We start from the raw sequence: 12,853 nt of genomic DNA on the forward strand, positions 1-12,853 counted from the left end.
ACTTCGGCGATGTCCGCCGTACCCGCCGCACGGCCAACCGCGTCGGCTGAACCCCCGATATCCGCGCCCGCGCTGGACCTGCTGCTGGTGCCCCCGCGCGCCCGCACCGGCTGGCGCGTGGTGCCCGCCCGGGTGGCCGCGATGTGCGCGGTGGAACTGCAGAAGCTGCGCCACGACCGCACCGAGCTCTACACCCGGGCCGTCCAGCCGGCGCTGTGGCTGCTGATCTTCGGGGAGACCTTCACCCGCCTCAAGGCGATCCCCACCGGCGGCATCCCGTACCTGGACTACCTGGCGCCCGGGATCATCGCGCAGTCCGCGATGTTCATCGCGATCTTCTACGGCATCATGATCATCTGGGAGCGGGACTCCGGGGTGCTGACCAAGCTCCTGGTCACCCCGACCCCGCGCGCCGCCCTGGTCACCGGCAAGGCCTTCGCCGCCGGGGTCAAGGCCGTCCTCCAGGCGGTGGTCGTGGTGCTGATCGCCGCCGTCCTCGGGGTCGCGATGACGTGGAACCCGCTGCGCCTGCTGGGGGTGGTGGCGGTGGTGCTGCTCGGCTCGGCGTTCTTCTCCTGCCTGTCGATGGCGATCGCCGGGATCGTGCTGACCCGCGACCGGCTGATGGGCATCGGCCAGGCGATCACGATGCCGCTGTTCTTCGGCTCCAACGCCCTCTACCCGGTGCACCTGATGCCGGGCTGGCTGCAGGCGGTCAGCAAGGTCAACCCGCTCAGCTACCAGGTCGACGCGCTGCGCGGGCTGCTGATCGGCACCCCCTCCCACCTGCCGCTGGACTTCGCCGTCCTGGCGGTGGCCACGGTGGCGGGCATCGCGGCGGCCTCCGCCCTGCTGGGGCGCCTGGCCCGCTGACGCGCCGCAGGATCGCGGCCGTTGCGGGAAGGGGCGCGCGCGGAGCCCGGGCGCCGGCCGGGCTCCGCGCGCGTGGGGGCGGGCGGTCGCGGGTGCGGTTCGGGTGGTGCGGTTCAGGTGGTGGGGCTCTGGGTGGTGAGGCCGGTGACGAGCTGGTCGCGGATGCGGGCGGGGACCTGGGGGGCGAAACGGGCCAGGTAGTGGGCCAGATGGCCGGGGTCGCCGAGCAGGAAGGGCAGGTCGAAGACCAGCAGCTTGCGCACGGCCAGCAGCGGCACGGGTGCGCGCAGCGGGCGGAAGGTGCCGTTCCACAGGCCCGGTTCCTCGCACACCGGGTGGAACTGGCCGATCATCAGGCCCTGTTCGACGAACTCGTCCTTGGCGCCGCGCTGGAGCGCGTCCAGGGCGGTGGAGTCGGTGGGGTCCAGCTGGGGCAGGACCAGCAGCACGGTGAGCAGTTCGCGCTCGGCCTCCTCGGTGAGGTGGGCCAGCAGCCGGTCGTAGTGCCCGCGCAGTTCGCCGACCAGGGCGTGCAGGTCGGTGTGGGGGGCGCCGTCGGTGACGGCGAGGTGGAACAGGCCCCGGCGCAGCGAGGGCTGGGTGTAGGGGCAGACCGGGCCGCTGCGGCCCAGGTCGGGGTGGGCGGTGGTGAGGAAGCGGCGGGCCCAGCGCAGGATCTCGGCGGCCTCGGGGTGGGCGCGGGCGGCGCCGGCGTCGATGTCCTCGGCGCTGAACAGGCGCAGTGCGGCCGGGGCGAGGCCGGCCGTGGCGAGGCCGCCCGGGCCGGTGGAGGCGAGGGAGGGGGCCGGGGCGGGGGCGAGGGTGGCGGGGGCGGTCATCGGGGCCCCCGCCACACCGGGTTCAGGTGGGGTCCGCCGCCGGGCAGGGCGATCGCCTCGCCGAAGCGGGTGAAGCCGGAGGCGGCGCACAGCCGGGCGCCGGCCGGGGAGCTGGTCTCGGCGTAGGCGGCCTGGCCGTGGTGGTCGACCTCGGCCAGGAGGGTGTCGAGCAGGGCCCGGCCCGCGCCGCTGGGGCGGGCCTCGGGGAGCACGCCGATGAAGGCGAGGTAGAAGTGCGGGCGGTGGCGGGGGTGGCGGCGGATCTGCAGGCGGGTGATGGCGGCCAGGCGGCGGGCGGACTCGGGGTGGCGGGCGATGTCGATCGCCCGGTCCAGGGCGCGGGCGGCGCTGCGGTTCTGGCGGCCGGGGTCCTCCCACACCCCCGGCGGCAGGTACAGCACCGCGCCCTGGGGTTCGCCGGTGGCGCGGTCGTGGACGGCGAGCACGCCCCGGTGCGCCAGGCACTGTTCGAGGTGGACGCGGAAGAAGGCGGGCAGCACCCGCGCGCGGTGCTCGGGGTCGGGGAAGGCCCAGCGGGTGAGCGGGTCCTCCTGGAAGGCGGCGGCCAGGACCCGGGCCAGCGGCCCGGCCTCCTCGGCGCGGGCCGCCCGGGGCAGGAGCGGGGCGGCGGGCGGGGCGGCGGGTGCGGCCACGGGGGCGGGCCGCACGGCGGGGGCGGTGGTCAACGCGGGCTCTCCTCGGCAACGGCGGTCTCGGCAACGGCGCTCTCGGCGACAGCGGTCTCGACGACGGCGCTCTCGGTAACGGCGCTCTCGGCAACGGCAACGGCGGCGGCGGTGACGGCGGCGGCAACGGCGTCGGGCCCGGCCGCCTCGGGAACAGCGGCCCCGGGAACAGCGGTGTCGGCGGCGACGGCCCCGGCGGCCAGGGCGGCCACCCGCGCGTGCAGCCGCGGCACCCACTCCTGGGCCTCCGGCTTCATCAGCACGCTGCGCAGCACCCGCGCCCCGTCGGTGTCCGCCGCCAGGTGCGGGTGGCGGCGGGTGAGGTCGGCGGCGTCCACCCGCAGCGTGCTCAGGTAGACCGGGTCCCGGTCGTCGGCCATGCCCGCGCGCAGCACCCGGTCGCTGGCCGCGTCCACGGCGCTGAGCGTCGCGGCGCCGGCGCCCGGGGTGGGGAAGTAGCTGACGATGTCCAGCTCCGGTATCTGATACAGGGTCAGTTCCTCGCTGGAGTCGATCAGTTCGGCCCAGTCGAGGGCGGCGCGCCGCCCTGCCGCCAGCACCCGGCCCAGGCCGTCGGCGCTCAGCGGCAGCAGCTGCAGGGTCAGCCACAGGGCGGCGGCCGAGGCGCCGGCGCGCGAGCACTCCAGGCTGATCTGGCCCAGGTGCAGTTCGGCGTCGGTGAAGTAGGTGTACGGGGAGTCGTGGGCGAAGTGGCGTCCGATCGCCGGGTCGGCGAACAGCACCGCGCCGCAGCCGTAGGGCTGCAGGCCGTGCTTGTGCGGGTCGACGGTCACCGAGTCGCAGCCGGCGATCGCCCGCCACGGCGCCGGGTCGATGCCCAGCGCGGCGGCCTGCCGCGGGTCGCGGCCCAGCAGGGCGAAGAACCCGCCGTAGGCGGCGTCCACGTGCACCCGCGCCCCGTAGCGGCGGGCCAGGGCCAGCACCTCGTGCACCGGGTCGACGGCGCCCAGCCCGGTGGTGCCGCAGGTGACCACCACGGTGCCGACGCGCCCGGTGCGCAGCAGCGCCTCCAGGGCGCCGGGGTCCATCCGCCCGGCGGCGTCGGCGGGCACCGGGTGGCCCTGGACGCCGAGCACGTGGCACATCCGGCTGTGGGTGTAGTGGGCCTGCGCGCTGTAGGCCACGCCCCGCTCGGGGTGGCTCTGGCGGGCCACGTACAGCGCCTCCAGGTTGGCGATGGTGCCGCTGGAGGTCAGGTGGCCCACGTGCGCGGGCAGGGCGAACATGGCGGCCAGCGCCGCCACGCACTCGCGTTCCATGTCGTTGGTGGCCGGGCCGCCCTCGTAGGCGTGGTTGTTGGGGTTGAAGCGCATCGCCGTCAGGTAGCCCACCACGGCCGCCGGGTGCGGGGGCTTGACCATCTGCCCGGCGTAACGGGGGTGGAAGAACGGGGAGTTGTGCTCCAGGCGGGCGGCGAAACGCTCGAACGCGGCGGCGAAGTCCGCCTCGTCCACGGCGTTCGCCGGGTGCGGGGTGTACGGCCCGAACCGCTCGCCCCACCGCTCGGCCACCTCGGCCGCCCTGGGCAGCCAGTACCGCAGGTCCACGGGGGCCCTTCCTTCGCATCCGCCGGACCCCCGTGCGGGGCCCGGTTCTTGAGGGTTCTTCGAGTGCGTCCCGAGCCACCGTGACCGCCCCCGCGCAAGGCGCCCGCAACATCCGCAGCTCACCGCCCTCCCGCCCCGCGGCACCCGCCGCGCACCGCGCGCGGCCCCAGCCGGACCCCAGCCCGGCCACAGGAGGCGCTGCTGCAATCACCCCCGGAACACGTCCCCGGCCGGGGGAAGCGAGGGCCCGTACGGGCGTGACGGGGAGGACCTGAGGCGATGGTGACCAGACGCAGGATGATCGGCGCCGCCCTGGCGACCGGGGGAGGGGTCCTGCTGCTGCGCGCCACCGTGCGCCCGGCCCCCCTCCAGGCCGCCCACACCGCCGCCACCGGCACCGGCACCGGCAACGGCACCGGCACGGCCATGGACATGGACATGGGCGCCGGCCCGGCCGCCGGCACCGGCGCGGCCGCGGACCCGGGCCCCGACGCCGGCCCCGCGCTGGCCGAGAAGTTCACCGCCGTCCTGCCGCTGCCCCCGGTGCTCAGCCCCGTCGACACCGCGGACGGCACCGACACCTACAGCGTCACCATGCTCAGGTCCTTCGCCCGCATCCTGCCCGGGCACCGCACCGAAGTCCTCACCTACAACGGCGCCTTCCCCGGCCCCGTCATCCGCGCCCGCTCCGGGCGCCCCGTCGTGGTGCGCCAGCGCAACCTGCTCGACGACCCGGTCTCCGTCCACCTGCACGGCGCCGCCGTGCCCGCCGCCTCCGACGGCGGCCCGATGAACCTCCTGGACGCCGGCGCCGCCCGCACCTACACCTACCCCAACGACCAGCCCCACGCGAGCCTGTGGTTCCACGACCACGCCCACCAGCTGGAATCCGAACACGTCTACCGCGGCCTGTCCGGCACCTACCTGCTCACCGACGCCACCGAGGAGGCCCTGCCGCTGCCCTCGGGCCGCTACGACCTGCCCATCGCCCTGCGCGACGCCCGCTTCGACCACGCCGGCCGCCTGGTCTACCGCATGGACGACCCCGCCGGCCGCGCCACCATCCTCGCCAACGGCCGCCCCTGGCCCAAGGTCGAGGTCGCCGCCCGCAAGTACCGGCTGCGCCTGCTCAACTCCTCCAACCTGCGCTTCTTCTCACTGCGCCTGGCCGACGGCGGCCCGATCACCCAGATCGGCTCCGACGGCGGCCTGCTGGAACGCCCCCACACCACCGACACCGTCGACCTCTCCCCCGGGGAGCGCGCCGACGTCGTCATCGACTTCTCCCGCTACAAGGTCGGCTCCAGCGTCGTGCTCACCAACTCCATGCCCCCCGGCCCGGCCGAACACGTCGGCGTCGTCCTGCGCTTCGACATCACCCGCGCCGCCCACGACCCCAGCTCGGTACCCGCCGTCCTGCGCACCCTGCCCGCCCTGCCCACCGCCGTCGCCCGCGAACGCACCGTCGTCCTGACGGTCGACGAGACCCCCGGCGCCGCCCCGCGCGGCATGATCGACGGCAAGGTCTACGACCCGAACCGGGTCGACGCGGCGGTGGCCTTCGGCACCTCGGAGATCTGGACCGTCGTCAACGGCAACAAGGAGACCCCGCACAACTTCCACCTGCACCTGGTGCAGTTCCGCGTCCTGGCCCGCAACGGCAAGGCCCCCGGCCCCGAGGAGTCCGGCCTCAAGGACACCGTGCGCCTGATGCCCGGCGAGAGCGTGCGCCTGCAGGCCTCCTTCACCTCCTACCGCGGCCGCTACCCCTACCACTGCCACCTGCTGGACCACTCCGCGATGGGCATGATGGCCCAGATGGAGATCACCTGACACCGCCGCCGGCGCCGGCCCCCCTCCCGGGAAGGCCCCCTCCCGGGAAGGCCCCCTCCCGGGAAGGCCCCCCTCCCGGGAAGACCGGCGCCGGCGCCGGCCGCGGTCAGGAGGCGTGGATGCCCTGCCCCGGCGTCAGGACCCCCGCCGGGTCGAAACGCCGCTTGGCCCGGCGCACCCGCTCCCACAGCGCGCCGTAGTGCCGCGCCCAGTCCCCGCCCGTCATCCCCGGCACCGCCCCGATCAGGTACCGCTTGCCGCCCAGGGCCACCGCCCGCTCGTACAGGCGCCGGTTGCGCTCCAGCATCCCCGCCACGTCCGCGCCCGGCGCCGGGAACGCCAGCAGGTCGAAGTGCCAGCCCACCGGCTCCTGCGGCAGCACCGCCAGCGGCGTGCGCACCCGCTCCCGCGCGTACGGGTAGAACAGCAGCAGCCCCGCCCCCAGGTCCGCGGCCGTCAGCTCGGCGGCCGCCTCCCGCATGAACACCCCCGCCGTCGACGCCGGCAGGAACAGCGACAGCCACGGCTTGGGCAGCCCCCAGAACCCGGCCGCCCGCAGGTACCCCGCGAACGCGTCCACCCGGAACGCGTACTCGCGCCAGCTCTGCTCCACCACCGACGTCTCACCCGCCACCGGCGACAGCCCCGCCAGCAGCCGCTCCCGCTCCACCGGCGCGCCCGCCCGCCCGTACGCCACCAGCTCCGCCGTGTACCGCCACCGCGCCCCGTCCGCGCTGCGCACCACGTTGCCGACCTGCAGGTCGAACCGCCCGTCGGCGAGCACCGCCCGCTGGTCGGCCAGGTAGGCGTCCAGGTCGTCGTAGGCCAGCGTGAACACCGTGGCCCGCTCGGGCGCCGGCACCAGCGAAAGCGTCGCCCGCACGATGATCCCCGCCTGCCCGCCGCCGGCCAGCACCGCCTCGAACAGCTCCCGCTCGCGCTCGCGCGAGGCCGTCACCAGCTCGCCCGACCCGGTCACCACCTCCACCTCGCGCACCGTGTCCGTCTGCAGGCCGTGGTGCTGCACCGCCCCGCCGATGCCGCCCACGCTCAGCGTCCCGCCCACCGACAGGTGCAGGTAGTCCGTCAGCACCGGCGGCACCCAGCCCTTGGCCAGGCCCGCGTCCGCCAGCTGCGCCCAGGTGACGCCGGCCTCCACCACGGCCACGCCCGGGCGCACCGAGACGATCCGGCCCAGGCCGCGGGCGTCGATCGCGATGCCGCCGCGCGGGTTGGCCTGGCCGTAACTGGAGTGCGACTCCAGGCCGGCCTGCCCGAGGGCCGCCGCGTCCCCGCTCTGCCCGTTGACGGCCACCGGGATGCGGTGACGGGCCGCGAAGGCGACCACCCGCTGCACGTCCCGCACCGAGCCGGGGCGCAGCACCGCGCGGGGCGCGGCGGTGACCAGGTGCCCGAAGTCGCAGGCGAAGCGCTCCAGGCCGTCGCCGGCCAGGGTCACGGCGCCGTCCAGGGCGGGCAGTTCGGCGACGCCGGCGCCGGGCTCGGCGGCCCAGGCGCGGGCGGCGGTGTTCCAGCCGACGACGGCGGCGCCGGCACCGGCGATCAGGGCGCGGCGGGACAGACCCGACCTGCTCATCAGGGTTTCTCCGATCAGTCGTCAAATAGGGATTGTTGTACCGCAACCATCCCGGCAGCGCCTACCGGCCCGCACCGGGCTCCCGGCCGTGCGGCCTCACGTCATCAGATACCTCCGTGGATACCCCCGGCTTTAGTCGGGGGAGGAAACGGAACTCCTGCGGAGCAGGGCAAGGGGCTGCGATTCGCCGCAGGGCGGATTGCAGTGCTCTGACCCGCAGATTTGGTCGTTACGTCAGGTCTGGGTAGTTTGTGAGAATGGCGGGCACTCATGTGAAGCGGGCTTTCAAGTTCCGCTTCTACCCGACGGATGCGCAGGCTGCTGAGCTGTCACGCACGTTCGGGTGTGTGCGGCTCGTGTACAACAAGGCGCTGGCCGCCCGTTCCGAAGCGTGGACGATGCGTCAGGAGCGGGTGAACTACAACGCCACGTCGGCGATGCTGACCGGGTGGAAGAAGGCCGGGGAACTGGCCTTCCTCTCGGAGGTCTCCTCTGTTCCGTTGCAGCAGGCCTTACGGCATCTGCAAGGGGCGTTCTCCAACTTCTGGGCCGGGAGGGCGAAGTACCCGACGTTCAAGTCGAAGAAGAAGTCCCGTAGGTCGGCCGAGTACACCACCAGCGCGTTTCGGTACCGGGACGGTCGGCTCACGCTGGCCAAGATGGCGGAGCCGCTGGACATCGTGTGGTCGCGGCCACTCCCGGAGGGGCGGTCGCCGTCCACGGTGACCGTGTCGCAGGACGCGGCTGGACGGTGGTTCGTCTCCCTGTTGTGCGATGATCGCCCGTCGATGCCCGCGCCCGTCCGTACGGCGGTGGGCGTCGACGCCGGGATCACCAGCCTGGTGACGCTGTCCACCGGGGAGAAGGTCACCAACCCGAAGCACGAGCGCGCCGACCGGGAACGCCTGGCCAAGGCACAGCGGGAACTCGCCCGCAAGGCTGAGGGCTCGGCCAACCGGGAGAAGGCCCGGCGCAAGGTCGCCCGCGTCCACGCGAGGATCGCCGACCGGCGCGGGGACTTCCTGCACAAGCTCACCACTCGACTCGTCCGTGAAAACCAAACGGTCGTGATCGAGGACCTGGCCGTCCGCAACATGCTCAAGAACAAGAAGCTGTCCCGGGCCATCTCGGACGCTTCGTGGACGGAGCTGCGGGCCATGCTGGAGTACAAGGCCCGGTGGTACGGCCGCGAGCTGATCACCGTTGACCGGTGGTTCCCCAGCTCCAGGCTGTGCTCGGCTTGCGGGACCATCCGTGACGAGATGCCCCTCGACGTCCGCGAGTGGACGTGTGGCTGCGGCGTGACCCATGACCGGGACGTGAACGCAGCCAGGAACATCCTGGCCGCCGGGCTGGCGGCAGCAGCCTGTGGAGACGGTGTAAGACCTCAACGGAGCACTCCGGGCGGGCGGTCGTCGGTGAAGCAGGAAGTAGTCCCAACCGTTGCGTTACGCGCAGCGGCTCAGCCGCGAGGCTGAGGGGAATCACCCGCGTTCACGCGGGTGAGGAAGTCAACTCCTGTTCGCCCCGCGCCTGCCGGGACTCCTGCGCGTCCAGCTGCGCGAGCGCGCCGCGCACCCACTCGCCGATCCGCTCCTCGTACCAGGGGCCGCCGGCCGGGACGTGCGCCACCGCTTCGAGCGCCTCCGTCAGCAGTGCGCGCCGCGCCGCCCGGGGCAGGCGGGAGCGCCGGTCCCGGCCCAGGTCGAGCAGGGTGGCGGCGAGCCGGTAGGCGTACGCGCGCGGGCCGACGGCGAACAGGACCCGGTAGACGCGCATCGCCTCCTCTCCCTCCGGGGGCCACGGGTCGGAGCTCAGCAGCCGGATCCGGGCCCGCAGGACGAGGTCCTCGTGCGGGCGGCTCACCGCTCCGCCCGGCCCAGGCGCCGCTCGACGTCCCGCAGTTCGGCCGTGCTGTACTCCCACATGCGCCGCTGGTGGGCGGGCGCGTCGGCGGGGATGCGGGCGGCGACGGCCCGCGCCTCCTCCAGCAGCGCCCGGCGCACCTCGGGGTCGCGGGCCGCCCGGGGGTCGGTCTCGCCCAGCTCGCGCAGGACGTAGGCGAGCTTGTAGGCGTACACCTGCGGGCTGACGGCGAACAGGATCCGGTAGACCCGCATGCCCTCCTCGCCGGTCAGGATCCGCTCGTTGTGGCTCAGCAGCCGCATCCGCGCGGCCAGTACCAGGTCCTTGTGCACGGTCAACTCCCGTGTCCCCCTTCATCGTTGCTCATCTCTCGGGCCACCCCCCGTGGTGGCGCCGGGGCGCGACGGCGCGCACGCCGGCCGCCCGCACGAGCGGGCGGCGGCGCGTGGGCCGCGGAAGGGGGAGTGGGTGTTGCACGAGTGTGCGGGGTGCGCGGGGGAGCGGGCAAGGCGGAAAAAGGGTGTGCTGCGTCCTACCGCAACCCTGGCCTGACCTGGCAGGATAAGGGTCGAAACGCTCCTGGGACCGTACGGGAGCCCCCGAGGTGGCCCAGTGCGGCCGCACCGGAATGGCCCGGTACAGCGGGCCAATTCCCCACTACCGTGGGCGTCATGACCACCGGATCCACCACCACCGCCCAGGCCCCCGCCGCCGACCGGGCCCCCGCCCTCGACCGGGCGCCGGCGCGCCAGGCCCGCAACTCCGCCGCCTTCTGGGCCGCGACCGGCCGCTCCCGGGGCCACCAGGTGATCCGGCGCCGCGGCTTCCTCGCCGTCGACGGCGACGGGCGCACCGGCCTGCGGATCCTGCTCCAGGAACCCGACCCCGACGCCGGCGACCTGGCCGAACTCGCCGACCTGGTACGCCGGGCCGCGGGCCCGGTCACCGCCGAGGACCCGTTCAGCACCACCGACCTGGCCCACCTGGGCCTGCGCGGCTGGCAGATGCCCGTCATGCTGCGCCCGCCCACCCCGGCGGGTGCGGCCACCGCGGCCGGTGCGCCGGCGGTGGAGGTGGTCCGGGTACGGGAGGCCGGCGAACTGCGGGCCGCCGAGCGGGTCGTGATCGAGGGCTTCGAACTGTCCGCCCTCGAACCCCACCGCCCCGGAGAGCTCTTCCCGCCGGCGCTGCTCGGCGAGCCCGGCGTGGACGTGTTCCTCGCCCGCGCCGAGGGCACGGCCGTGGGCGCCCTGGTACGGGTCGTGCACGAGGGCGCCGGCAGCCACTACTGGGTCGCCGCCTCGCCGCGGGCGCGCTCGCGCGGCGTGGGCCGGGCCGTCATGCTCGCCTCCCTCGCCGACCGGCCCGACCTGCCGTTCACCCTCACCGCCTCCAAGCTGGGCCGCCCGCTGTACGAGTCGCTGGGCTACACCGCCGCCGCGCCCGCCACCTGGTGGGCCTCCCGCTGAACCCCGCCGCCGCTCCGGCCCCCGTACGCGGCCGGCCTGACGGCAGGTTCGTACCGGAGCCGGACCGCCCCGCCGCGCCGGAGCGGACCGACGGGGCCCTCGCCCGGCACGCGGCGTGGCCGCAGGAGCCGTACGCCGCAGGGGTGTTCCCGGCCCCGGGGCGCACGGCGCCGCGCACCGGCGGGGTGATCCCGGCGGCGGGAGGGGACCGGGTGAGGCAGTCCGCGGCCGCCGTCACCGCCCCCGCGCCGCAGGCCCGCCGCGAGCGCCCGCCCGCCTCCTGAGCCCTCGCCGGCGCCCCGCCCGCGCCCCCGCGCGCCCCGGACCGGCCCGTTCGGTTCGGGGCGGCGCCGTGTTCTGGCTACGATCGGTCAGCGCGGGGCGAGGACGTATCGCGAGTCAGCTGATTTCGGCGGGAGTACAGGGATGGCACACGCACGGGCCGGGCAGCCGGCGCAGCCCGGGGACCTGGTGGACGTGGCGCGGCTGGTGACGGCCTACTACGCGCTGCGCCCGGACCCCCAGGAGGTGGCGCAGCGGGTCGCGTTCGGGACCTCGGGACACCGGGGTTCCTCGCTGGACGCGGCGTTCAACGAGGACCACATCGCCGCGACCACGCAGGCGATCTGCGAGTACCGGGCCGAACAGGGCGTCGCGGGACCGCTGTTCCTGGGCGCGGACACCCACGCCCTGTCCGAGCCGGCCAGGGCCACGGCGCTGGAGGTGCTGGCCGCCAACGGCGTTCAGGTGCTGATCGACGACGCCGACGGCTACACCCCCACCCCGGCGGTCTCGCACGCGATCCTGGCCCACAACCGGCGCAGCCCCAGGGCGCTGGCGGACGGCATCGTGGTCACCCCCTCGCACAACCCGCCGCGCGACGGCGGCTTCAAGTACAACCCGCCCAGCGGCGGCCCGGCCGGCTCGCAGGCCACCGGCTGGATCCAGGACCGCGCCAACGAGCTGATCCGCGAGGGCCTGCGCGGGGTGAAGAAGGTCCCCTACGCGCGGGCGCTGGCGGCCGCCACCACCGGGCGCCACGACTTCCTGGGCGCCTACGTCCGGGACCTGCCCTCGGTGCTGGACCTGGACGCGGTGCGGGCGGCGGGACTTCGCATCGGCGCCGACCCGCTGGGCGGGGCGTCGGTGGCCTACTGGGGGCGCATCGCCGAGACCCACCGCCTGGACCTGACGGTGGTCAACCCCGTCACCGACCCGACCTGGCGGTTCATGACGCTGGACTGGGACGGCAAGATCCGCATGGACTGCTCCTCCCCGGCCGCGATGGCCTCCCTGATCGGCCGCAAGGACGAGTACGCCATCGCCACCGGCAACGACGCGGACGCCGACCGGCACGGCATCGTCACCCCCGACGGCGGCCTGATGAACCCCAACCACTACCTGGCGGTGGCCGTCGACTACCTCTACCGCCACCGCGCCGACTGGCCCGGCGACGCCGCGGTGGGCAAGACCCTGGTCTCCTCCTCGATGCTGGACCGCGTCGCCGCCGACCTGGGCCGCCAGCTGCTGGAGGTCCCGGTCGGCTTCAAGTGGTTCGTCGACGGCCTGCTGGAGGGCTCGATCGCCTTCGGCGGCGAGGAGAGCGCCGGCGCCTCCTTCCTGCGCCGCGACGGCGGGGTGTGGACCACCGACAAGGACGGCATCCTGCTGGCCCTGCTGGCCGCCGAGATCACCGCCGTCACCGGCACCACCCCCAGCGCCCGCTACCGCGAACTGACCGCCCGTCACGGCGCCCCCGCCTACGCCCGCGTCGACGCCCCCGCCGACCGCGAGCAGAAGGCCCGCCTGGCCCGCCTGTCGCCGCAGCAGGTCGACGCCGGACAGCTGGCCGGGGAGAAGATCACCGCGGTGCTCTCCCACGCCCCCGGCAACGGCGCGGCCATCGGCGGCCTGAAGGTGTGCACCGACAACGCCTGGTTCGCGGCCCGCCCCTCCGGCACCGAGGACGTGTACAAGATCTACGCCGAGTCGTTCCTGGGCACCGACCACCTGGCCCTGGTGCAGCAGGAGGCGCGCGCCCTGGTCGGCGAGGTGCTCGGCGCCTGACCCGCACGCCCGGGCGGGGCCGGGGGAGCACCCTCCCCGGCCCCGCCGCCCCGGT

11 protein-coding genes are annotated in these 12,853 nt (G+C 74.9%); 5 read left to right on the forward strand and 6 right to left on the reverse strand.

Annotation, left to right across the window (positions count from 1 at the left end; all coding sequences use genetic code 11):
• Positions 1-9: 9 nt before the first annotated feature.
• Complete coding sequence (locus ACIP4P_RS37650) at positions 10-873, forward strand: ABC transporter permease (RefSeq protein ID WP_400926913.1); 864 nt, start codon at positions 10-12, stop codon at positions 871-873.
• Positions 874-986: 113 nt separating this feature from the next.
• On the opposite strand, the gene ACIP4P_RS37655 is transcribed toward ACIP4P_RS37650, so the two are convergent.
• From ACIP4P_RS37655 to ACIP4P_RS37665, 3 genes are read right to left on the reverse strand one after another with little or no spacing between them, the layout of a single operon-like run.
• Positions 987-1,712, reverse strand: coding sequence for a DUF6875 domain-containing protein (locus ACIP4P_RS37655; protein WP_400926694.1), 726 nt, complete (start codon positions 1,710-1,712; stop codon positions 987-989).
• Positions 1,709-2,398: a GNAT family N-acetyltransferase gene (locus ACIP4P_RS37660; RefSeq protein ID WP_400926697.1), complete on the reverse strand. Its 690-nt coding sequence runs from the start codon at positions 2,396-2,398 to the stop codon at positions 1,709-1,711. Before ACIP4P_RS37660 ends, ACIP4P_RS37655 begins: the two co-directional genes overlap by 4 nt.
• A complete protein-coding gene (locus ACIP4P_RS37665; protein WP_400926700.1) occupies positions 2,395-3,966 on the reverse strand; it encodes a pyridoxal phosphate-dependent decarboxylase family protein in 1,572 nt (523 codons plus the stop codon). Before ACIP4P_RS37665 ends, ACIP4P_RS37660 begins: the two co-directional genes overlap by 4 nt.
• 279 nt (positions 3,967-4,245) lie before the next feature.
• Between ACIP4P_RS37665 and ACIP4P_RS37670 the strand changes: the two genes are divergently transcribed.
• Complete coding sequence (locus ACIP4P_RS37670) at positions 4,246-5,799, forward strand: multicopper oxidase family protein (RefSeq protein WP_400926703.1); 1,554 nt, start codon at positions 4,246-4,248, stop codon at positions 5,797-5,799.
• A gap of 106 nt (positions 5,800-5,905) precedes the next feature.
• On the opposite strand, the gene ACIP4P_RS37675 is transcribed toward ACIP4P_RS37670, so the two are convergent.
• A complete protein-coding gene (locus ACIP4P_RS37675; protein WP_400926706.1) occupies positions 5,906-7,396 on the reverse strand; it encodes an FAD-binding protein in 1,491 nt (496 codons plus the stop codon).
• A gap of 257 nt (positions 7,397-7,653) precedes the next feature.
• Between ACIP4P_RS37675 and ACIP4P_RS37680 the strand changes: the two genes are divergently transcribed.
• A complete protein-coding gene (locus tag ACIP4P_RS37680; RefSeq protein ID WP_400926709.1) occupies positions 7,654-8,874 on the forward strand; it encodes an RNA-guided endonuclease InsQ/TnpB family protein in 1,221 nt (406 codons plus the stop codon).
• A 16-nt stretch (positions 8,875-8,890) separates the two neighbouring features.
• On the opposite strand, the gene ACIP4P_RS37685 is transcribed toward ACIP4P_RS37680, so the two are convergent.
• Positions 8,891-9,262: a hypothetical protein gene (locus ACIP4P_RS37685; protein WP_400926712.1), complete on the reverse strand. Its 372-nt coding sequence runs from the start codon at positions 9,260-9,262 to the stop codon at positions 8,891-8,893.
• Positions 9,259-9,600 carry a hypothetical protein gene (locus ACIP4P_RS37690; RefSeq protein ID WP_400926715.1) on the reverse strand — a complete coding sequence of 114 codons (342 nt, stop codon included), beginning with the start codon at positions 9,598-9,600 and terminating at the stop codon, positions 9,259-9,261. Before ACIP4P_RS37690 ends, ACIP4P_RS37685 begins: the two co-directional genes overlap by 4 nt.
• A 333-nt stretch (positions 9,601-9,933) precedes the next feature.
• Here ACIP4P_RS37690 and ACIP4P_RS37695 point away from each other — a divergent pair, with 333 nt between their 5' ends.
• On the forward strand, positions 9,934-10,731 hold the full coding sequence (locus tag ACIP4P_RS37695) for a GNAT family N-acetyltransferase (RefSeq protein WP_400926718.1): 798 nt from the start codon (positions 9,934-9,936) through the stop codon (positions 10,729-10,731).
• A gap of 426 nt (positions 10,732-11,157) precedes the next feature.
• The gene (pgm, locus tag ACIP4P_RS37700; RefSeq protein WP_400926721.1) at positions 11,158-12,798 is read left to right on the forward strand and encodes a phosphoglucomutase (alpha-D-glucose-1,6-bisphosphate-dependent); all 1,641 of its coding nucleotides are present in this window, start codon (positions 11,158-11,160) and stop codon (positions 12,796-12,798) included.
• The last annotated feature ends 55 nt before the right edge of the window (positions 12,799-12,853 follow it).

Origin of the sequence: Kitasatospora sp. NPDC089509 (genome assembly GCF_044749365.1) — a bacterium.
Classification (GTDB): Bacteria; Actinomycetota; Actinomycetes; order Streptomycetales; family Streptomycetaceae; genus Kitasatospora.